The organism is Cupriavidus sp. MP-37 (genome assembly GCF_020618415.1).
Classification (GTDB): Bacteria; Pseudomonadota; Gammaproteobacteria; order Burkholderiales; family Burkholderiaceae; genus Cupriavidus.
On the sequence record NZ_CP085344.1, the window covers coordinates 1,142,347 to 1,163,745 of the forward strand.

Consider the following 21,399-nt stretch of genomic DNA (forward strand, 5'->3'; position numbering starts at 1 on the left):
CACGACAATAAAAGTGGGTCCTCTTATTTCCATTATTACGACATCCTACAATTATGAACGCTACATCGGTCGCTCCATAGAGTCGGTACTGCAACAAAGCTATGGGAACTGGGAATTAATCATTGTCGATGATTGTTCTCCAGACAGTTCCTGGGATGTCATTTCACAATACAAGGATCCGCGAATCCGGGCATTCCGGAATGAAGTCAATCTGGGCGCTTGCGCAACTTATAACAAGGCCTATAGCTATTGCAGGGGATCGCTGATCGCGAGCCTCGATTCGGACGATGTGTTTCTCCCGGAAATGCTCGCAACCCAGGCCGCCGAATTCCAGTGTCATCCTGAGATCGGTGTCTCCGGCACCAAGATTGAGGTGATCGATGAATTTGGCAAGATCGTCCCCGATAGCGCTGTTGCGGCATGGTTTAACGATTCGCGTGACCTGAATGCGCCCGGTGAGTGGGTGTGGGAAAACCACCTGTGCCATTCATCCGTGATCATTCGCAAGGAAATTCACGACGCCGTCGGCGGGCTTAGGGACGACCTAACTTATACACCGGACTGGAACCTGTGGATCCGCGCGCTTGCCGCGGGGGCGCGGTTTTCGATGGTGGATCAGGTCCTGCTTCAGTATCGGGTGCACGGAAATAACATTACACACAAGGATCCCCTGAGCATGATCTCCGAATATGCGCAGACGACACGTGAGGTCCTGACGCCCTATCTGTTGCAGCGCAAGGCATACGCGGCCGCACGAGAGAATTTCCGGCGCTTTGCGGCGCATCCGCTGCTGAAGGACCGTGGTGAGGACACCGTGGCGAACGTCCTCTCCGCGGTCAGGCAGCGTGGGACGGAACGGAGCGAGCACGTGCCTTCGCCTAGCGATGTTGCTGAGTTGATTGCCGACCTGCTGCTCGAGGAAGCCAAGTTGCGCGAGTCCTGCCGCCGGCTGGAAGAGCGGGAAGCCGAGCGCGAGCAGCGGCTCGCATGCTTGGAGCAGGAGTTGGCACAGCAAAGCCAGCAGGCAAAGGGAGTGCCGGTCTCCGGCCAAGGTGAATTGGAACAATTTCGTCGATTCATGAGCACACTGCGTCCAAAGCTATTGAGACTAGCCCGAGTGGCTTATCACCGGGCGCCGCTGCCTCTGCATGTCAAATGGCGTATTCGGCAGTACGCATCGCCCACCCTTGCATTGTTGCGGGGCCAGCGCTCGGACGTGTTTGGGGTGTTAAGGGACACCGTCGCGCAACAGAGCAGGCAGGAAGCGGGTGGCAATGGCCGCAGCGTGTCCGAGGAAGACATCTTGAGCCGAATGCTGGGTGACCTGTCTGAGCAGGTTCGCGAGACCGGGCCGGTCGGGCATATCATTGTCCTGCCTTTCCTCGGCACTGGCGGCGCTGAGACGACAGCTCTGAATTTCGCTCGTGCCGTGCGCGAATTTAATCCTGGCGAGAGCGTGCTGATAGTCGTGGCCGACAGGCCGACGGTGGACAAAACCGTGCAACTGCCGCAGGGGGTACATGCGCTTGCACTGGATGCGTACTACGGTACGGGGGCGAGCTATGCCATCAAAGGCAAAGCGCTGCAACAACTGGCATTGCTGATTCGGCCGCATACCTTCCATAACATCAACAGCGAAGTCGCCTGGCAGCTGATCATTGCCGAGGGCGCACGGCTGCGCGCTGCGATGACGGTGGTTTCAAGTATTTTTGCCCTGCAATTCGCGGAAAACCGGAAGGATATTATTGGCTATGCAGCCAATTTCTTTACCAAGGGCCTTCCGCAAGTCGACCTGCTTCTGACAGACAACCATCGCTTCATCGAAGGTGCGAGCGCAAGCTTCGGCGTGTCCGAAGCCGAGCAGGGCAAGATAGTCGCGGTCTATAACCCGGTGCGGATCGACCAGTCTGTCGCCTTGCCGAGCAGACACGCGCAGGCCGAGCATCTGCGTGCTGCCGGCAAGAGCCGGTCCCTGCGTTTCCTCTGGGCCGGACGCCTCGACGCAGAAAAGCGCGTGGACCTGCTCTATGCGATCGCGCGTCAATGCCCGTCAATTCATTTCGAAGTGTTCGGTCAGGCCGTGCTGAAAGATACGGAGATGGAGCCGATGCCGCCCAACGTCAGTCTTCATGGCGCCTTTGCATCACCAGCGGAACTCGTTGCGCAGGGCCCCTATGACGGCTTTCTGTTCACCTCGCGTTGGGAGGGGATGCCCAACATCCTGCTCGAGGTCGGGGCGTTGGGTATTCCGCTGATCGCGCCAACAGTCGGGGGCGTTGGTGAACTCGTGAGTGACCAAACTGGTTACCCACTGAAGGAATACCCGGAGCCGGCCGACTACATCGAAGGTATGCACGCAATCGCCAACGCGCCGGAAGTTGCGCTGGCGAAAACGCAGCGCCTGTGTGCATTGATTGACGAGCGGCACGGCTGGGAAGCGTTTGCGCGAAGTGTGCGCGCATTGCATGGCTACCTGCCGGAACAGGAGGACTGAGGGTGACGAAACGTCAGCTGATAGAGCAATGGCCGCGCGTTTCGGTCGTGATCCCGTGCTACAACCAGGCCGGCTACCTGATGGAATCCATTGCATCCGTCAAGGCAGCCTACGCCGGAGAACTTGAGGTCATTGTCGTTAACGATGGCAGCACGGACCCTCATACCGCGCGCCAGTTGCGCGAGGTGCTGACGTACTATCCCGAAGTCCAGGTCATGGACCAGCAGAATGCAGGGCTTTCGGCGGCGCGCAATGCCGGCATCCGCCAGGCGACGGGCACCTACATCCAGTTGCTCGATGCAGACGACCTGCTGTTGCCCGGCAAACTGACACGGCAGGTCGAGCACTTCTCCGTGGCCAGCGCACTTGATGTGTCGATATCCAATTTCTTGCTATCGGACGAAGGCCTCATCAGCTTTTCCAAGCCGGAAGAAGCGATCGCGCAGTTCGATCTGTCCATCGAAGATTTCCTGTTCAAATGGGAGCGCGGGTTTGCCATTCCAATCCATGGCGCGCTGTTTCATCGACGGGTGTTCGATCGCGTTCTGTTTGAGGTCGGCGCGCGTGCCAAGGAGGATTGGCAATTCTGGTGTCAGCTGGCACTGAACGAATATCGGATGGCCTACCTGCCCCTGCATGCCGCGATCTATCGGCAGCACGGTCAAAGCATGCGCCGCTCGTACCTGAACATGGGACGTTCGTGGATCCAGGCGGTGATCAACCTGGACCAGAAGGTCCGCCACAGCCATCCGTTGTTCTTTGAGGCTGGGATGGCGTGGTTCGAACAGTGCTATCGGGCGCATCCTTCCTACCGTACTGAAGTTGCGGCGCTTCAGGCCTCGAAGCAGGTGGTGCCGGCTGCAGTAGCTTCCGCGGCGAGCGGAGCAGAGGAGCCGCAGCCCGAGGAGCTGGCGGAGCGGATCCTTCAAGATCTGGCGTCGCTTGGGACACCATGCGAGCAGCCGTTGATCACCGTGGTCATTCCCATTTACAACCACTACGGATTCCTGCGCCAATGCCTGGGTTCATTGCGAGCGCAAGGCGACGTGGCCTTCGACGTGATCTGCGTTGAGGACTGCTCCAGCGATGTCCGTGTGACGCGGCTGATGCGAGCGCTCGCCAACCGGTTGTCGCGACTGCACGTCATTGCGCATGACGAGAACCATGGCATTACCCGCAGCCAGATGGAAGCCGTGGGCCAGGCCCGGGGTGCGTTCATCGCCTTCCTTGACTGCGACGATGCGCTGGGCGAAGGTGCGCTAGGCCGGGTAGCGGCGGAGATCGACCGAATACCAGACGTCGATTACTTCTTCACCGACCGGCTGGACGTCGGCACGGATGACACCGTGATCCGTCACGCTCGCTATGGCGGCTATGACAATATCAAGCCTGGCGGCAGTATCCGCGACGATCTGCTGGACGGGATGGTGGCGTCCCATCTGAAAGTGATCCGGCGTTCTGCCTTTCTCGAGGCGGGCGGCGGAGATTCTGTGTTTGACGGTATCCAGGACTGGGAAATTGCGCTGACCGTGGCCGAGACGGGCCAGTTTCGCTACATCCCTGAAGCGCTGTACCGCCACCGTATCCATGCGCGTTCGGTAACGACCGCGAGTGCTATCTCGCAGATGCGCAAGACCAACCGGTTGCGCCGCCGCTTCCAGGAGCGGTGGATGGCGGCGGGCATCGACGCCCCAGTGGAATTCGTGGTCGACGATCGTTCATCGGTCCTTGATCTGAACGAAGTAAAGGCGGCGTGGCGCGCCGGGCGTCGCTGCGTCCTGACACTTTCAGGCATGCCGATTGTGCCCGTGATCAACGTCATTCGCGAGTTCAACTCTTACTTCGACCGGATCACCTACACGCAGCCAGAAGTATTTGCGGTCTTGATCGGCTATGTATGGTCGCCGAATATCCTTCAGAGGGCATCGCAATAATGGTGTGGACCGACGGACACCTGCTAACGGCATCGGTGGTCAGCCATCACCAGGAGGCGCTGCTCGATCGACTTCTTCCGCAACTGCTGGCCATTCCAGGCCTGCAGATCGTGGTGACGCTAAATGCCGGTGGCGAGTCTTTCGAGGCGAGCGACCCGAGGATTCGTGTCATCCGCAACGCTCGCCCTAAGGGGTATGGGGCCAACCACAATGCGGCGTTCAAACTCTGCCGGACGCCGTACTTTGCGGTGTTGAATCCAGACCTGGGCCTTACTAGTACGACCTTCGGGCCGCTCATTGCATGCGTGGCGGAGGCCCCAGGTGTCGCTGGCCCCCATGTTTATTCCCCCGCCGGGACAATTGAGGACAGCGCTCGCCGCCTGCCCAGGATCGCTAGGTTACTAGCGCGGAGGATCGCTGGGCAATCGTCACCAGACTACGATGCGTCCGTTTCGCGCCAGCAAGTGGATTGGGTGGCCGGCATGTGCCTGATGTTCGATAGCGAGAGTTTTCGCGCCGTTGGGGGATTCGACGAGCGTTATCACCTGTACTGCGAGGATGTCGACATCTGCTTGCGGCTTCATCTGATGTACCGGCAAGTGAACTGGGTCAAGGAGGCCGCAGTCGTCCATGACGCCCGCCGTTCGAGCCGCCGTCGGCTGCGCTATATTTGGTGGCATCTCTCCAGCCTAACGCGGCTGTTCCTGTCCGCCGCCTACTGGCGTTTCTCGTGTTCACGGAGCGCTTCCTGATCATTCATGTTTGATTTCTTCTGGGTTCCCGCCTTTACGTTCCTGGTGTCTGCCCTAGGCGTGCTTCTGCTTCGTCCCGTGGCGATGGTAGGGGGCTTGCTCGACCGGCCTGACAACCGCAAACGCCACCAGGGAGCCGTCCCGCTGGTGGGCGGAATTGCCGTCACACTTGCGGTCTGGGCAGGCTGCCTGCTGTTCATGCGCGACCAGGGCTACTACGTCGCCCTGCTGGGCGGTCTGACGCTGCTCGCGCTGGTGGGCCTGATCGATGACATGCAGGGCATGTCGCCCGTCGCTAAGCTTGCCGCGCAGTTGTTCGCGGCGATTCTGATGACATCCTGGGGCGGCGTCTACCTGAATTCGCTCGGCGATATCTTCGCGCGTCGCGAAATCGTGCTGGCGGACTGGGGCATTCCGCTGACGCTATTCGCAGTGGTATCCGTAATCAATGCCATGAACATGTGCGATGGGCTGGATGGGCTGGCCGGCGGGCTGTCGTTCATCATGTTTGCATGGCTCGCGTATCTGGCTGGGGAACTCGGCAATGCCGCCGCCCAGCGCGTCTGCGTGATCTTCTGCGGCGCGATCCTCGGTTTCCTGCTGTTCAACATGCGGAATCCGCTTCGTGGCAAGTTACGGGTGTTTCTCGGCGACGCAGGCAGCCTGATGCTTGGATACGGCGTCGTGTGGTTTGCCGTGGAGCTTTCCCAGACTCGATACAACTACGGTCATCATGTGCCCCCGGTTGTCATGCTCTGGGTGTTTGGCTTTGTTCTGATCGATCTCCTGACGGTGGTCATTCGCAGGGCACTGAAGAGGCGCAATCCGTTGTCGGCGGATCGCACACACTTGCACCATGTACTGCTGAGACTTGGCGTGGGGCCTGACGCGATTGTCTGGGTCATAGTGATTAGCAACGCGCTGCTCGGCCTGATCGGAGTGTATGGCTGGAAAAGCGGTGTCTCCGAGCAAACGCTTTTCCTCGGCTTTCTCAGCTTGACGCTCGCACATCTGTGCGTCATGCGAAATGCCTGGCGTTGCCTGCGCGTCGGACGGAGGCTGATTTCGCGCCTACGGCAAGGCCGGACTGCGAGAGTCGACAGATAAAAAGGGAATCCGTGCCACGTCTGCCGTCTCGAGCAGGCACCACAAGCAGCAACTAGGCATATCGCGTCAGGCAGCGAGGGAACGACAATGACTAAGGTACTTTTGATTGGTGGCGGCGGCTTTATCGGCAGCCGACTCGCATTGCGCTGTCTCGCGGCAGGCTTTTCAGTTCGTGTCGCTGATGTCCAGGTGCCTGCCGCGGACCAAGTGGCTTCGCGCGACATTGAATACGTGGCTGGCGACTTCAGCGAGACGTCCGATCTGGACAGAATGCTTGAAGGCATCGATATCGTTGTCCATTTGGTGCATCGGGCGATGCTATTGGGACTGGATTCCAGCATGATCCCCGAGATTGAGCGCAATGTCGTGCCGGCGATAAAGCTATTCGACCGCTGCTTAGAACACCCTGGCCTGCGAGTGGTCTTCGTCTCGTCCGGCGGTACTGTTTATGGCGATCCGGATGAGAGGCGCCCCCTCGCGGAGCATGCGGCTCTGCGCCCCATCTCAGTCTACGGTACGTCCAAAAGCATGATAGAGAAAGTCCTGGGCTTGTACGTCGCCCAGCGCGGGCTTCATGCACTTGTGGTGCGTCCGGGAAACGCTTACGGTCCGGGACAAATCCCTTTCAAGGGGCAAGGCCTGATCCCTACGGTGATGGCGTCGGCGCTGCAAGGGAAGCCGGTCACGATCTACGGTGACGGAACTGCCATTCGCGACTACATCCATGTGGAAGACATCGCACAGGGCATTGTTGCTGCCATGACGGCCGGCAGCAACGGCGAAGCCTATAACATTGGCACTGGCCGTGGGGTCTCGGTCAACTCGCTTGTCAAGGACCATATCAGGCCGCTCATCGCCGCCCAGGGTATTGACATAGACCTGCGGTACGTGGAATCGCGCGGTGTGGACGTGAGCTACAACATTTTGGATACCGCGAAGCTGACCAACGAATGCGGGTTTACAGCAAAGACTCGGCTTGAGGACGGCATCGCTGAAACCTGGAACTGGATCCTCTGCAGATATCCACGTGTTGGACAGTAGGACGATGGTCTACTGATCCTAAGATCCAGCAGATTGCGCTAGGCAGGCGGCAGGCACCGCCTGCTGCGGGGAGGAATGGATATGGAAAAATCGTTGAATCGTATTAACAGGCCTACAGATCCTACGGTTAGCGCCATCATGACCTTTCATGGGGAAAAGGTCCTGGCGAATTTTGCCTTGCGGGGTTTTGCTCGGATGCGGGAGGCAGCTGAAGCCACTGGCATTTGCATCGAACTAGTGGCGGTGCTTGACTGCGCAGACGACGAAACTACTCGGATTGTGACAGAGCACCCCGCCGTCCGCCAAAGCGACCAGATTATAGAGGTCAAGAACGGAGACTTGGCGTCGTCTCGCAACGATGGCATAAGGCGCGCAAAGGCACCTTATGTTGCCATTCTGGACGGCGACGACTACTACTCGAAGGACTGGTTCGTGTCTGCGCTAAAGACGGCAAGCACCGCACGTGGCAAGGTGATCGTTCATCCTGAGCTAACAATCTCCTTCGGTGCCGTCCACTGCGTTGCGGAGACCTACGATATGGATTCGGGGAACTATCCCCTGGCCGGCTGCATGATGGCTCATCCTTGGGTGTCTTGCTCGTTCGGGTCGCGTGATGTCTACCTGAACCACCCATACCAGCCGACGCATCTGCGTGCCACTGGCTTTGGCTATGAAGACTGGCACTGGAATCTCGAGACAATCGCCCATGGCATTAGGCACGTCACGGCGCCCAGGACGGCGCTGTACTATCGGCGAAAGGCGTCGTCCATGGTCACCGAGATGGCGCAGAACGGCGCAACCGTACGCCCGAGTCTTTTTTTTGATGAGCCGGAGAAATGGCAGGATGGCTTTTGCAGGAAGGACGGAGTAAATTGATGAAGCGCTTGGCCAAGAACGTTGTGCGGGCCATGTGGAGGTCGCTGTTGAAGCCGATCGTACGGAAGCTGCCGCCATCGATTGGCGATCGGATCGAAACATTGCTTCACTACACCAAGCTTACTTTGGTGGGCGGCCAGACGATTTCGTTCAGGGAACTTGAACGGCGGCTGACCGAGGAGGAGTCGGTATTAGAGAGGACGGCCGACAATGTGAGCGTGACCGTCAGTCCACTCACGCATCGGAACCCACCGGCGTTGCTGCCGGAATGGGCCCTCGTCGATTTGCAGGAGCTTGCCGAGATCGAGCCTTCGTTGTATCCAACGAAGGACTACGTCGCCTCGTTCCAGCGGTACGAGTTGCCGATGAAGCCTGCGGCGGGCGAGCTTTACGCCGAGTGCTTTCCTGTGGCACGCGACTTGGATCCCTACGTGATCATTTTGGTCCCGTGGCTCAAGCATGGAGGTGCCGACCAGGGAGTTCTGCATCATACGGAAGCGGCGGTGGCGGCCGGGAAAGCAGTGCTCGTCATTGCCACATTGGATGCCGACTCTCCGTGGGCGGATAGATTGCCGCAAGGTGCCGTGTTCCTGCCTTTCGGGCAAATGGCGCGAAGCCTGCCTTGGGAGGAACAGATGGCGGTCCTGACGCGGATTCTGATTCAGTCATCGGCGAAGACGATTCATCTGATCAATTCTCCTCTTGGCTGGGATGTGCTGCGCCATCATGGCAAATCGCTGCGCACCTTGGGCAAGCGCATCTTTGCCAGCGTTTTCTGCGACGACTTTGATCAGTATGGGGTCAGATGGAGCTATGCGGATCTCTATTTCCCTAGCTGCCTGCCGTATCTAGATGGCATTTTCTGCGACACCGAGGCTTATCCGGACGAGTTGAAGAAGCGCTTTGGCATTAGCGCAGACAAGCTGCATACCTTGTACTTCCCTCATGCATTAGATGCACACTCCCACTATCGTGCAGGTGCGGGACGCACGGTGCTTTGGGCTGGACGATTCAGCCGGCAAAAACGTGTCGACTTGCTCCTAGAGATTGCTCTAGCTATGCCGGACGTCCAATTTGATGTGCACGGCTGCGGCAGTAGCCAGGAGGAACGCAATCTCGCGGATCGCCTCACTACGCTCGGAAATGTCACGGTACATGGTCCGTTCCGTTCGCTCGATCATCTGATCGAGGACGGGAAGTATGCGGCGTTTCTTTATACGTCAGCTTGGGATGGACTTCCGATTGTCCTGCTGGATGCCACTGCAGCGGGACTTCCCATCGTGGCGTCGTCAGTTGGCGGGGTTGCCGAGTTCATTACTCCGGAAACGGGGGCGTTAATCGAGCAGGATGATGTTCAGGGCTACGTGCGTGGTCTCAATTGCTTCATCGAGGATCCGCGAAAAAGTCGTATTTGTTGGGAGCAGGCCGAAAAACTGCTTAGAAGTCGACATACGAGCGAGCAATTCCGGTCAGCCATTGCGGCAATTCCTGGATATATGTGAAACGTGCTCGGACTGTCGAGCATTCTAGTGTGGGAAGCTCGAGGACTACGCGCGCGAGGCAGGATGTAGTGGGCCTTTAAAAAACACGGTGAAGGGGTTACGCGGGATTTTCAATCAGCCATCAGCTGTTACACTGGAACCAAGCAAGCGATCTTTAAATAGACACGTACGCCCATGGAAAGCAATCGCTGTTTGATCTGTGCTAGCCCGTCCTTTCCGTACTTCAGCAAACGTTTCTCGGCTTTCGGTTTATCTATTGTCGAGTACCTTCGGTGTCCTCATTGCGGCTTTGTTCATTCTCGGACGCATGCTGATATGTCCGAGGAAGATTGGGCCACGCTGAATGCTGCATACCATTCAGGCTACCAATCCCTTGAGCAAAATCCAGACGACCCGCGGTGGCTGACCAGAATCGTTGCACAAGCAACGTTCATTGCTGATTCGGCAAATCTAGGGCTGATACCCGCGAAGCGCGCGTGGATTGATTATGCAGCTGGCGGGGGGCAACTTTCCGCCGCGTTGCGGAGAGTTAGTAAGCGTGCATTGCTCAACTTTGATCGGTATATGCAGTGTCCCGAGCCAACGCTGAAGACCGCACTTATGCCGGGTGAGTTTGATTTCGTCATTTCCACATCCGTGTTCGAGCACGTCAGAAGGCGAGAAGATCTCGATGCAATCAACGCGCTTGTTTCGTCAAGCGGTGTTATGGGCGTACACACCTTGGTTCGTGAAGAGATTCCTGCGGACCCCGAGTGGTTTTATCTGCTGCCAGTTCATTGCTCTTTTTTTACGAACCAGAGCATGGAATTGCTGTTCCGCCAGTGGGGGTACCAATGCTCTATATATAATGTTGAGTCGCGCTTATGGCTTTTTTTCAAGCGACCATTTGAGGAAATTAAGCGCATTGTCGATGGGGCAAATGGCGCAGAAGGTCAAGTGCGCTATCTTTTAAAGCAAGGGTTCTTGGATTATTGGAGGTGACGATTCCCAAATCTAATTATCCCGGGAGGAATCGCCTGATTGACAGTCGCGGATGTAGCTGTAAAACGGAATGCCATCAATGCGATCTGCTGCGAAACCAAATTCTACCGCAAATGTGTACACCTCACGTCCGGCTTTGGTAAGGCACCGCTAGCGCAGCGAATCATGGCGCCGGCCCCGAAAATGGAAATTGGAATGTTTCTTGCTCTTTGTCAAGCGCCGCAGAACCTGACTATCGCAGATTCATACAAACATAAGTCACGCCTGAAACCATCTTGATTGCTTCCTCGGCTGGCCACGCAGGCGCTTTGTGACACGCCTCTGCCTGATCGATAGAGCTAACGTTCCATACTCGGCCGGTTGCTTCCATCATAAGGTACTGGGCTGACCAGGCTACAGCCAGTGCGGAGGTATTCAGGTCTCCGGTCAAGGTACGCATGCCGACCGGATGTTTCCAGTCTGCGCCGACGAGGGTAACCCGTTGATTCGACGTGATCCCCTTCTTCAGGAGGTCCTTCGCGACCTCGCCAGCAACCCAGGCATCCCAGCGGTTGAGGCGGGCCTGATCGTGAAGGATCGCATTGCTATGAAAGGAGAAGATGATGGCGATGACTGAGGCGCCGACGGCGAGCCGACGGGCGGCCGCGCATGAGAGCCAGATGGAAATCACAGCCAGCGTAATGCCGTACGCAAAGCCGACGCCATACACCGCGCGCGGCACCGGCCACCATACGCTTGAAACGGTCACCAGGAACACGCTACCCAAATACATCGTTGCCGCCATGAGCGCAATGGCCGCCGCGGTTTTCGGCCGGTTGAGTGCAATTCTGCAAAGAGACCAGATGGCTAGCGTGGCCAGCAATAGTTTCGGCAGCGCCGACAGGATTGGCTCGGAATCCACCAGGATCTTCTTGGTCATGCTCGCGACCTGTTCAAGTCGTGGCAAGATTTCCGCGATAGGCAAGATCGATCCGCGCGTGTCAAACGCGGCGCTTAGCATGCTCCTACTAATGATATACACGAATACGTAGGCAATGACGGCAACGCTCAGGGCAAAGATGATCGGGGTATTGGCTTTTCGGGGAGCCGTTTTTTCTCCAGGCATCTCGTTCCAAAGATGGTCGACGACAAGCCGGGCCAGAATGGCGAATGCCGCGATGATGAAGGCCGTCTGCTGGGCTCCGGCCAGCAATACAAGTGGGAATGCCAGCCATGCCAATGAATAAAAATCTGAGGCACGGTCTTGCTCATTTTCGTAGCGATTCACCGAAATGAAGACAAGCGCCAGCAATCCGAAAGATGTGCCCTGCGTTATCAATGATTCCCTGAAAGTAAAGTACTCTGTCAAGTACGGGTGCGCACCGATCAATGCTCCAATTGCTGCCAATGTAAATTCATTGGTGCGATTCCCGGCTATGTAGATCAAAGAACTCGAAATGGCAATGGCGGCGAAGACGAAAAAAAGGACCGTCGCGGTCCAGGAAATTGAGGTGGGAGTAACGTCGAGAGTTGATAGAATGCATTGAATCGCCGCCTGAGTGAATCGCCCCTGTGAAACATAAAAAAGTGGATTCCGATCTTGATGGACGGCGACATAGTCATCCAGCGCAAAGGCTGGAAACAGCGCCAAACCTTTGCTGAGTATCAATCCAAGTAGGGCGCCGCAGAATACGATCTGTGTTCTGCTCAAAATGCGCATTTTGGTTAGGTTTTCCTGATTTTTCACGTTTTATAGCGATTTATTTGCTGCGCTGGCGATAATATTTCAACGCAAACCGGGGGCTAGCGGAATGAATATTTCTTGTGACCGATATAGCTCGTAAGAACAGGAACGATGACGCCGCACAGGTGTGCAATCTCCTTTGCGTGCGATATCGCGCCGAGTGAAGGTAGTACATGGTATGCCAGAAGTACGCTTACGGCCCAAGTCTGGAAAACCGCGGCGATGTTGACAGCGGTGAAGATGATCGCCGAGCGCGCGACGGATTGTGTCGAAGCGGTAAATACAAAAATCTTTGCCAGCAAGAATGCAGTCACCATCCCTGTGACGTAGGCGGCAACGATTGCATAGGAAAAGGGCATCCACATGTTGTAGAGGATGCGGCTTGACCAATTAACCACGGCCGCGAACCCCCCAGTCAGTAGGAACAGTAGAAAGGTCCGGGAAGGCATCAGATCATCCTGGCCATCTTGCGCGCGAGGCCAATACTTTCGGAAATGCCGCGGTCCTCGGGATAGTAGTAGGACGTGTCAGCGACCAATAGCCCCCTGACCGGTAGTTGGATAGGCGGTAAGCGGTCTAGAAATCCCGGCTCGCAGATCGGTTGTGCGAAGCGATAGCGGCTGGCGCGGACCTCGATGAAGTCGCTTTCCTGTAGCGACGGGTTAATTTTCATCAGGTAGGACTTCACCTTGTCGACAAAGACGTGATCTGGCTCCTGGTATTTTGGGTGCTCACCCGGTACGTAATACGGAACGTAGACGATATGGTCGTCCATCTTGCGTAGATTCGTGTATTCAACGATACCCGGGATATCCATGCCGGGATCGTTGACGTTAAGCCAAAAGTTCTCCGTGACCGGCTTCTTCAATTTGGCAATGACGCAGACGACCGCAACATTCTTGACGCTCTTGAACTTGTCTAGCACGTGTGTGGGCAAGTCTGGCATGATTCGGGGAACGTACGGCAGGGGTACCGTGCTGATGACCTTGTCGTAGCTATCAACGCCATCCTTGGTTTCGACACCCTTGACGATGCCATTCTCGATTACGACGCGCTGGACGGGCGTGGACAGACGAAATTCGCCTCCACCGGCAATAATGGCGTCGCGCATGGCGTTCAGCAATGTCTCCGAACCGCCGTCGAGATAGCCGAGTTTCTCGTGGAACAGGTTATAGCGTGACCGGCCTATCCGGCGGATGCGGCTCCAGATCCAGGCTGCGGATAGGTTGTCGGCGTAGTCGTAAAACTTGTAGTCGAACAGGCGCCGCCAGAGGACTTCCCACGCCTCTTCACCGATCCAGCGACGGATCCAACCCGTCGCCTCCACCTTATCGAGGGGGCGCCAATCGTTGCGCTTGGTCGCCAGGAAGGCGTGCAGGCCGTAGCGCAACTTGGCGACGAAGCTAAGGCCCTTGAACTTCAGCAGTGCGATGGGATTGCCCCAGGGCTGAATCTGCCCCTGAAAGTAATAGCCCATCCTGGTTTTGCGCCATTGCAACTTGTCACTGAGGCCAAGTTCCTTCAGTACTTCGAAAAAGGCGACGTCCGACGTTGCGTGGAAATGGTAGTAGCGTTCGATCGATGTGCCGCCGAAGTTGAAGCAGGCTGCCATGCCGCCGACGCGGTCATCGGCCTCGTAAATGACGGGCTTATGGCCGTCGCGCACGAGTTGGTAGGCGGCACCCAGTCCCATTGGGCCGGCGCCGAGTACAGCTATGCGTTGCGACATTCAGAACTCCAGCACCACGCGGCTGTAGCGCGGATCGTTAAAGGTTTCGTCGACAGCTTTCTTGAATGGAGTCGATTCGACGCCGAAGATGCCGGGCCAGTCGATGACTTCGAATTCATCCTTGGCGCTCAGTGCCGCAAGTTGTTGCGTCGTGAAGGGTGGATTCTTGTCGAATAGCGACCAAGTCCACAACAGCGCATAGAAAAACCCATATGGGATGCGCACGATTGGCGTTTTGGAGCGCGTCGCCCGCTTGATCTCCCGGATAATGTCGATGTAGTCGACTTTCTCGTGGCCGGAAATGTTGTAAACGCCTGCGCCGCGCCGGTTCTCAATGCAACTGATGATGATTCGGCAGAAGTCGCCAACGTACAGCGGTTGGCGCATATAGCGTCCGTCCCCAGGGATCGGGAACAATGGGACCTTCTGCATGAAACGCGAGAGCCAGCCGAGGTGTTTGCGGTCGAACCAGCCGAACATCAAGGTAGGGCGCAACACGGGGCAGGAGATCCCGCTGGCCAGCACCATGTCTTCCTGGGCCTTCTTGCTGCGTGTATAGAAGTCATCGGCCACGGATTCGACGACCGATGAGCTGATGTGCACCAGATACGGTACATTGTTCGCCTTGATCGCATCGAGGACCACGCGTGTCGAGTCGACGTTATTGCGGACGAACTCCTGCCAGTCGGTGCCACCTATCTGGGCCTGGAGCATGACAACGACAGATGCGCCTTCGAAATGCTCGACCCATTTGCCGGCGGATGCGACATCGACGCACTCGACATGGACATCGGGTTGCGTCTTTTTGAGCACCTCGACGTTGGAACGGTGCTTGTCAAGCACCACGATGTTCGTGTAGCCCAGATCACGCAGTCGGGCGACGAGGTTTTGTCCGACCAAGCCGGCTCCGCCCGGAAGGATGATCTTGTCGTTCAGGTTCTTCACGCTTGCCTCAGTCAATTCTGCCTGGTTTGTATGCTCATTTGCACAGGCCCGGCGGACTTCGCCTGGCATGGTTTTGGCTATCGCGCCAACCGGGCGGATTTCTTACTGCCTGCGATGGCCGTCAGATATCCATCCGATTAAACACGAACCGTGGCAAATGGCGGATCACCATCATGATCACTACCCACTTGCGTGGTGCGTAAACTACCGGCCTCCCCGTAGCCATACCATTGACAATACATTTTGCGACATCCTCTACCCGGGCCATCTTGACCGTTTGTGTGGTGAGATGTGCAGTCATCGGTGTCGCGGTAGGCCCTGGCTTGATCAGCACGACTTTCACGCCAGAGTGCTTCGCCAATGCCATGCGATGCTGCAGGCCCTGTGCGTAGCGGGTCACCAAGCTTTTTGCGGCGCCGTAGATGTAGTTGGACTTGCGGCCACGATCACCGGCGACGGAGCCGATTATGCCTAGCGTGCCGCGGTTGACGCCAGCCATCTTGCCGGCGAAGGCTTCGGCGAACAACACCGGAGAGATGCCATTGATGTGCATGGCTTCGCTTGCCATTTCAAGGTCCTGTTCGCACTCGGCTTGGTCGGGCAATGTGCCGTGCGCGATCAGTACGATGTCGAGGGGCCCAACTGCGGCCAGCGAGTCTGCGAGCCGGCGTATTGCGGCGGCATTGGCGAAGTCCGTCTCAACTATTCGAACCGACGCGCTTGGGCCGCGCACTCGCAGATCAGTGGCGATAGTTTCTGCCTTGCTGCGGTTGCGGACCACCAGCGTGAGATCTGCGCCCGGTTCGATGACCCAGTTGCGTGCGCAGTGTTCGGCGATAGCCGAGGTCGCACCAACGATTACGATTCGTTTGTTCTGGTTCTGCAAGGTCAGTGTCCCAAGAGTCGACGTGATAGCGCGGAGCTGATGCCCGGGTCACGATAGGGAAGGAATTCCGTGAGGCGTGAGTAGCCGGATTCGAAAAGGTCGCGTGGCATGCGGGCGTCCTTGGCTGGGTAAAGGCGCCCCTTAGCTCCGCGGACGATGGCGTCTAGACGCTTGAACAGCGCGGTGGTCTTTTCTCCCCGGTTGGGGAAGTCGAGCGCAAGCGTCACGCCCGGCTCTGGAAAGCTCAGCATGCCGGGTGCAATACGTTCGCCGAACGTCTTGAGTACGGCGAGGAACGAACCCTCACCAGAGCGGGCGATTTCCTGCAACATCGCCTGCACGGCGTCGCGCCCCCCAGAGCGCGGCACCACGCTCTGGTACTGAAAGAATCCGCGCGGTCCATACATCCTATTCCACTCGTGAAGATTGTCGAGCGGATAGAAGAAGGGCTCGTAGTGGGCGACGCCGCGGCCTGCTTTCCACTTGTTAAAATGGAAATAAGCCATGTTGAAGGGACGTAGTGTCAAGCCGTTGACTAGAGATACCGGTGGCACGAACGGCATGGTTCTGACCCGGTACTCCGGCGGCGGCCCGTTCTCTGCTTCGCTCGGATTGCCGCGCATGAACAAGCCGCGCTGGTTGCCACCGCTCAGACAGTCGATCCAGGACACGGTGTGTTCCCATTCGGCTTCGGATTCGTCCGCGATCTCGAAGAATTCGTCGAGGCTGGCGTACGGCACTGTCTCTGTATCGAGCCATGGGCCGCTGACTCGACGCAATTGCAGTTCGGCAGTAACAACGACGCCGGTGAGTCCGAGGCCGCCGATGGTGGCGGCGAACCAGGGCGCGTTCTCGTTGCGGCTGCATTCGTACTGGGTTCCATCGGTACGCACGAGAGTCAGCCGGCGGACGTTGTCCCCGAACGTGCCGAACACGTGGTGGTTCTTGCCATGCACATCGTTTGCGATGGCGCCGCCGACGGTTACCAGCTGCGTGCCCGGTGTCACCGGTAGCATCCACCCGCGCGGTACGGCAAGCTGCTGAATATCGCGCAGAAGCACGCCGGCTTCGCAGACAATTCTGCCTTGCGTCTCGTCGAAGGCAATGAAGTGATCCAGTGCCGTGGTTTTCCACAGCACGTTTCCAGGGTTTAGGCACACGTCGCCATAACTGCGACCCATGCCATGCGCAAGGCCTGGGCGCGGTCCGGTGAGGTGGCTGGCGATGCTCGAGCGCTGGGTCAGCATCTGGACGTCGTGCTCCCAGCTGCCAAGGCGACCCCACGAAGTGATAGTGGTCATTACCAACTCACCGTTCCCGCAATCAGTGCCGCTGCAAAGGCAAGCCCCGCAACCTGGCTGGCGCGGTCCTTGACGGCGAAGATTAGCGGATCGTCATGCATTTCTCCGCGATGGGCCTTCATCCACATCCAACTGATCCAGAACAGCATAACAAGCACTGCGCCCCAGACGAATTCTGGCGTCTGGTAAAGCACTAAGACCGAATTGCTGTCTAGGTAGAGCGCCAGAACCAGTACCGAAGCGATGCCCGAGCCGATCCCGAGTGACTGGATCAGCGAGGCATCGGAAGTGTAGTAGCCACGGCCGTGGACCTTCTGCTTTCCACTCTGCAACTGAACCTCGAGTTCGGCGTAGCGCTTGACGAACGCTAGCGAAAGGAACAAAAAAATGGAGAATGCCAGTAGCCAGAACGTCATCGGAAGCGTTGCCGCAGCGGCACCAGCAATGATACGCAGCGTGTAGAGCAAGGCTAGCACCATGCAATCAATCAGGATGATTCGCTTGAGCGCCAGAGAGTAGACACAGGTGACGATGAAGTAGATAAGCAGCCAGGGCAGGAAATTGCCACCGACGAATAGTGCCAGCGCAATGCTGATCAGAAGCAGCGCTGGCGCTACTATCACGCCTACCCACGCAGGAACCTGGCCTGAAGCAAAAGGTCGGAATTTCTTGCGCGGATGCTGGCGATCGCTTTCCAGGTCGAGCAGATCGTTTGCGATGTAGACGGATGACGCGCAAACGCTGAAAGAAAAGAACGCGAGGATCATTGCCATCCAAGTGGTGCCGTTGTTCAGTTCATGTCCCGCGAACATTGGCACGAACAGCAGGAGGTTCTTGAGCCATTGGTGCACACGCAGCATGCGGCGCCACGCCGTGAAGCCGAGGCCTTGCGCAGGAAATACGCGCTCAACCTTGCAACAGCCGCTTGCAGCCTTGGCGAGACTGGCCGAACCATTTACCACGATGGCGTTGCGTGCGCAGCGCCAGACCGTGACGTCGGCGCTCGAATTACCGACGTAATCAAAGCCTGCTTGCCCAAAACGCTGGTGGAGAGCGGCGGCCTTATTGGGGCCAGCTAAGTTCGTGACGCCGTCACTCGCCATAACCTCATCAAACATGTTCAAATGCTCGGCAATGGCAAGCGCCAGCGACTTGTCTGATGCTGTGCACAGAATTAACTTGCGACCCTCAGCTTTTTGAATTTTAAGCCAGTCGAGTAACTCCGTGTTATAGGGCAGGGACGCGGGATCAATATCTACAAGTCCAGCCAGGCGCTCTTTCAGTACAGCTTTTCCTCGCGAAAGCCAAAGCGGCATGCGCAAAATGTCTGCCGGACTGTCACGCAATACGCGTAGCGCCGATTCGTGCAGCATGTCCGTACGAATCAGCGTTCCGTCCAAGTCGACTACAAGTGGCGTGGCGACCACGAACCCCTCCCTAGAATTTGCCTTGTATTTGCTTCGGTGTATGACTTACGGCTGGGCGCATCCAGAATTGTGCGCTGTAGTCCGTGTACGCTTTTCTTCTTGCGGCGTAGCTTGCCAGAAAGCACAGCGTTGTTTTTGGATGTGCCTGCCAGTAGCAACTTCCTAAACGCTGCGGCATTTTAACGGATCGCCCTATGTATTGGCGATCGATAAGTTAAGTGCAATCCACATAGCCAACTTCAGTTGTGTGTAAGTCACGGCATCGGGCCGTTCAGGGGCGGCGTCATCCATGCAGAGACGGGGCACTGGTCTCCTGCCGCGGGAGCGCCGTCGGTTGCTGTCGCATCCAGATAAAGGCACCGAAAATCACGGCTACCAGATTTGCCACCGCGTATCCCAAGATAGCGCCGTGTGCGCCAAAGGCGGGGATGGTCACTGCATCAATGGCTATCGTGACGGCGCACACTAACGCCCATTTAATGGCAACCAGATGCGGCCGGCGCATGTAGATCGGTAATAGGGTCAACGCAATATCAGCAAAAATGAGTGACGAAGCCAGAGCAGCCAACTGCAGGAGGGGGGCCGCTGCAACAAATGCCGAACCGTAGAGCAACTCAACAATCCAATGCGCGCAGGCGGCGATGGACAGTCCGCCCACCAGTCCAACCGTAAGCATCGCGCCTGCGATTTTCATGATGTTCTGGCGCGCCTTTGCGAAAGTGGGGATTGCATAAACGTACATCGGGGCAACGCCAGCTGCCAAGATTGTGGCAAGGACAACAAAGTTATCCAGGATCTGCATGGAGGCGGCATAGGCGCCAAACTCTGTCAACGGTACCAGCGGCTTGAGCAGTAGTTGGTCTACCCGTCGAGATCCCGTCATCATCATGAAGCTTACCCAGAACAGCGCTCCATTTCGTAGTAGTTCGCGTGCGAGGGCCGGATCAAGCGTTACGTTAGTGCCTGGTGCTCGGGGAAGGTAGTACCAAGTCAGCAGAAGCGCGACCATGACGGCCTCAACGGAGAAGGCGGCTGCATAAGCAGAAGCGTCTTGACTGCCGACTTGGAACAGCAGCCCCACGCAAGCTGCCTTGATTGCCAAGGACGCTAGGTTGAAAATGGCGTTGGGACGGGTCGAGGTGCGTGATTGCATCCAGGCAGTCACTACCCCAAACGGTTCGCGAAGCATAACTGCGACACCCAGGATCAATGTCGGCGCCCAGATATCAAGGCCCTGGCCCGTGAAGAGCAGGTATGCGCATATCAGTAGGTAAGCAAATACACCAGCTGCAAGGCGTAAGCCAAAAACATGGATCAACAAGCGATGCTGTGAAACTTGATCAGTATTTGCGACCAAGCGCGGAACGGCCACTTCGCTCCCGCAGATCAGCGCCACAGAAGCTGCGATATACACCACCGCCTGAGCATACTGAAAATGCGCAAAACCGTCGGGCCCCAGCCCGCGAGCAAGCATGGCAACGATCCCGATGCCGCCAGCAACCTGGAGGCATCGTTCAGCAAGCATCCATGCAAGATTCCCAGCAACTTGCCGTCGCATTACGTCGGCCCCTCGCAAGCGACGTCACCATGAGCGTTTGCTAGTGCCGCGTAGCGCGCGAGCCAACTGCGCGCGACCGCCTCCAGGCTGCAGTGCGCCAGCACACGCTGGTAGCGGCGTGCCTGTTCAGCAGGCGTTCCCAAGCCCACTGCCAAGGCGTCGGACATAGCGCGGGCGAGAGCAGGTGTGTCACCGCACGAAACTATTGTCCCGGCATCGCCAACCAATTCAGCCACGCCGGCAGCGTCCGTGGCTACCACGGGACAGCCGCAGGCGAGTGCTTCCCCCACAACGAGCGGCATGCCTTCCACGTCTGATGAGAGCACGAACAAATCAGCGGCGTTGAGGAGAGCAGGGATGTCTCTGCGATTGCCGGCAAGAGTGATGGAGCCGACGGTATCATGCCGGCGCATAGCCATTTCCAGCTCGCTGCGCATTGTGCCTTCACCAGCTATCAGCAGCCTGGTGTCGGCATGGCCGGGTGCTTGAATCATGCGGGAAAATGCGTGGATTAGCCTGAGTTGAGCCTTCTCTGGCACCAGCCGGCCAACATTGACTACCAGTTTAGTGCCGGCATCTAGCCCCAGAGCCTTTCGCGTGGTCTGACGCAACTCCGGGTCAATGAGGAAACGGTCAGTATCGATGCCGTTGGGAACGACCACGATTCGCTCCGGCACCACAGCGCCCGCGTCGATCATCGCCTGCCTGGCACTTTCGCTAACATGCGAGTTCAGCGCCGCCCACCGATCAGTCAGGCGGTAGGCCAGCATGCGTAGCCGGCCCCCTTCGCGCGCGCTGTGCGCCGTGCAGATAACCGGGGGCGCATCCGTTACTGCCGCGAGGACGCGTGCCAGCAGGTTGGCGTGCACCATGTGGGCATGAATGATCTGCGGCTGCCATTGCCGGACAAACCGGTTCAGTTCCAATAGTGCGCGCATCATCGATGTGACGGTCTTGCGCATGTTGAGGTGCACGATCGTGGCGCGCGCCGGCAGCGCTACTTCGCAGCCTGGCGTGAGGCTTACGATTGCTACGTCATGCCCTTCCTGTATAAACGCCTGCGCCAACCCGGCTACCTGTTGTTCGGCGCCGCCAGTCTTCAGTCCGGTACAGAGAAGTAGAATGCGCATATGCGGGGTAGCT

17 protein-coding genes are annotated in these 21,399 nt (G+C 57.5%); 8 read left to right on the top strand and 9 right to left on the bottom strand.

Going from position 1 to position 21,399, the window contains the following annotated elements:
- The first annotated feature begins 13 nt into the window (after positions 1-13).
- The 8 genes from LIN44_RS05365 (at position 14) to LIN44_RS05400 (ending at position 10,687) form a co-directional block, all read left to right on the top strand.
- On the top strand, positions 14-2,494 hold the full coding sequence (locus LIN44_RS05365; protein ID WP_227313841.1) for a glycosyltransferase: 2,481 nt from the start codon (positions 14-16) through the stop codon (positions 2,492-2,494).
- Between the two features lie 2 nt (positions 2,495-2,496).
- Entirely contained in the window at positions 2,497-4,428 is a 1,932-nt protein-coding gene (locus LIN44_RS05370; RefSeq protein WP_227313842.1) for a glycosyltransferase family 2 protein, read from the top strand.
- Positions 4,392-5,180 (top strand): glycosyltransferase, encoded by a 789-nt coding sequence (locus LIN44_RS05375; protein ID WP_227313843.1) that lies wholly within the window; start codon positions 4,392-4,394, stop codon positions 5,178-5,180. Before LIN44_RS05370 ends, LIN44_RS05375 begins: the two co-directional genes overlap by 37 nt.
- Positions 5,181-5,186: 6 nt before the next feature.
- Complete coding sequence (locus LIN44_RS05380) at positions 5,187-6,287, top strand: MraY family glycosyltransferase (protein ID WP_227313844.1); 1,101 nt, start codon at positions 5,187-5,189, stop codon at positions 6,285-6,287.
- Between the two features lie 87 nt (positions 6,288-6,374).
- Positions 6,375-7,328: an NAD-dependent epimerase/dehydratase family protein gene (locus tag LIN44_RS05385; RefSeq protein ID WP_227313845.1), complete on the top strand. Its 954-nt coding sequence runs from the start codon at positions 6,375-6,377 to the stop codon at positions 7,326-7,328.
- An 81-nt stretch (positions 7,329-7,409) separates the two neighbouring features.
- Positions 7,410-8,204, top strand: coding sequence for a glycosyltransferase family A protein (locus LIN44_RS05390; protein ID WP_227313846.1), 795 nt, complete (start codon positions 7,410-7,412; stop codon positions 8,202-8,204).
- A complete protein-coding gene (locus tag LIN44_RS05395) occupies positions 8,204-9,706 on the top strand; it encodes a glycosyltransferase family 4 protein (RefSeq protein WP_227313847.1) in 1,503 nt (500 codons plus the stop codon). The genes LIN44_RS05390 and LIN44_RS05395 overlap by 1 nt, the downstream gene beginning before the upstream one ends.
- Before the next feature lie 315 nt (positions 9,707-10,021).
- Positions 10,022-10,687, top strand: a complete 666-nt coding sequence (locus tag LIN44_RS05400) for a methyltransferase domain-containing protein (protein ID WP_227313848.1) — start codon at positions 10,022-10,024, stop codon at positions 10,685-10,687.
- 232 nt (positions 10,688-10,919) lie between these two features.
- On the opposite strand, the gene LIN44_RS05405 is transcribed toward LIN44_RS05400, so the two are convergent.
- The 9 genes from LIN44_RS05405 to LIN44_RS05445 all read right to left on the bottom strand — a co-directional run bounded on the left by LIN44_RS05405 (position 10,920) and on the right by LIN44_RS05445 (position 21,386).
- Positions 10,920-12,413 (bottom strand): glucosyltransferase domain-containing protein, encoded by a 1,494-nt coding sequence (locus LIN44_RS05405; RefSeq protein ID WP_227313849.1) that lies wholly within the window; start codon positions 12,411-12,413, stop codon positions 10,920-10,922.
- Between the two features lie 56 nt (positions 12,414-12,469).
- Positions 12,470-12,859 carry a GtrA family protein gene (locus LIN44_RS05410; protein WP_227313850.1) on the bottom strand — a complete coding sequence of 130 codons (390 nt, stop codon included), beginning with the start codon at positions 12,857-12,859 and terminating at the stop codon, positions 12,470-12,472.
- Positions 12,859-14,139 carry an NAD(P)/FAD-dependent oxidoreductase gene (locus LIN44_RS05415; RefSeq protein WP_227313851.1) on the bottom strand — a complete coding sequence of 427 codons (1,281 nt, stop codon included), beginning with the start codon at positions 14,137-14,139 and terminating at the stop codon, positions 12,859-12,861. Before LIN44_RS05415 ends, LIN44_RS05410 begins: the two co-directional genes overlap by 1 nt.
- Positions 14,140-15,084: an NAD-dependent epimerase/dehydratase family protein gene (locus tag LIN44_RS05420; RefSeq protein ID WP_370641618.1), complete on the bottom strand. Its 945-nt coding sequence runs from the start codon at positions 15,082-15,084 to the stop codon at positions 14,140-14,142.
- 121 nt (positions 15,085-15,205) lie between these two features.
- Positions 15,206-15,970: an SDR family NAD(P)-dependent oxidoreductase gene (locus tag LIN44_RS05425; RefSeq protein WP_227313852.1), complete on the bottom strand. Its 765-nt coding sequence runs from the start codon at positions 15,968-15,970 to the stop codon at positions 15,206-15,208.
- Between the two features lie 2 nt (positions 15,971-15,972).
- Positions 15,973-17,271, bottom strand: coding sequence for an FAD-binding oxidoreductase (locus LIN44_RS05430; RefSeq protein WP_227313853.1), 1,299 nt, complete (start codon positions 17,269-17,271; stop codon positions 15,973-15,975).
- Positions 17,271-18,698: a UbiA family prenyltransferase gene (locus LIN44_RS05435; RefSeq protein ID WP_227313854.1), complete on the bottom strand. Its 1,428-nt coding sequence runs from the start codon at positions 18,696-18,698 to the stop codon at positions 17,271-17,273. Before LIN44_RS05435 ends, LIN44_RS05430 begins: the two co-directional genes overlap by 1 nt.
- Before the next feature lie 283 nt (positions 18,699-18,981).
- A complete protein-coding gene (locus tag LIN44_RS05440) occupies positions 18,982-20,256 on the bottom strand; it encodes a lipopolysaccharide biosynthesis protein (protein ID WP_227313855.1) in 1,275 nt (424 codons plus the stop codon).
- A complete protein-coding gene (locus LIN44_RS05445) occupies positions 20,256-21,386 on the bottom strand; it encodes a glycosyltransferase (RefSeq protein ID WP_227313856.1) in 1,131 nt (376 codons plus the stop codon). The genes LIN44_RS05440 and LIN44_RS05445 overlap by 1 nt, the downstream gene beginning before the upstream one ends.
- Positions 21,387-21,399: the final 13 nt, after the last annotated feature.

Bases quoted from the DNA above. Each gene is read 5' to 3' on its own strand.
- LIN44_RS05390 (WP_227313846.1), top strand. From the start codon at position 7,410: ATGGAAAAATCGTTGAATCGTATTAACAGGCCTACAGATCCTACGGTT.
- LIN44_RS05410 (WP_227313850.1), bottom strand. From the start codon at position 12,859: ATGCCTTCCCGGACCTTTCTACTGTTCCTACTGACTGGGGGGTTCGCG.
- LIN44_RS05430 (WP_227313853.1), bottom strand. From the start codon at position 17,271: ATGACCACTATCACTTCGTGGGGTCGCCTTGGCAGCTGGGAGCACGAC.
- LIN44_RS05395 (WP_227313847.1), top strand. From the start codon at position 8,204: ATGAAGCGCTTGGCCAAGAACGTTGTGCGGGCCATGTGGAGGTCGCTG.
- LIN44_RS05415 (WP_227313851.1), bottom strand. From the start codon at position 14,139: ATGTCGCAACGCATAGCTGTACTCGGCGCCGGCCCAATGGGACTGGGT.
- LIN44_RS05385 (WP_227313845.1), top strand. From the start codon at position 6,375: ATGACTAAGGTACTTTTGATTGGTGGCGGCGGCTTTATCGGCAGCCGA.
- LIN44_RS05375 (WP_227313843.1), top strand. From the start codon at position 4,392: ATGGTCGCCGAATATCCTTCAGAGGGCATCGCAATAATGGTGTGGACC.
- LIN44_RS05440 (WP_227313855.1), bottom strand. From the start codon at position 20,256: ATGCGACGGCAAGTTGCTGGGAATCTTGCATGGATGCTTGCTGAACGA.
- LIN44_RS05445 (WP_227313856.1), bottom strand. From the start codon at position 21,386: ATGCGCATTCTACTTCTCTGTACCGGACTGAAGACTGGCGGCGCCGAA.
- LIN44_RS05400 (WP_227313848.1), top strand. From the start codon at position 10,022: ATGTCCGAGGAAGATTGGGCCACGCTGAATGCTGCATACCATTCAGGC.
- LIN44_RS05380 (WP_227313844.1), top strand. From the start codon at position 5,187: ATGTTTGATTTCTTCTGGGTTCCCGCCTTTACGTTCCTGGTGTCTGCC.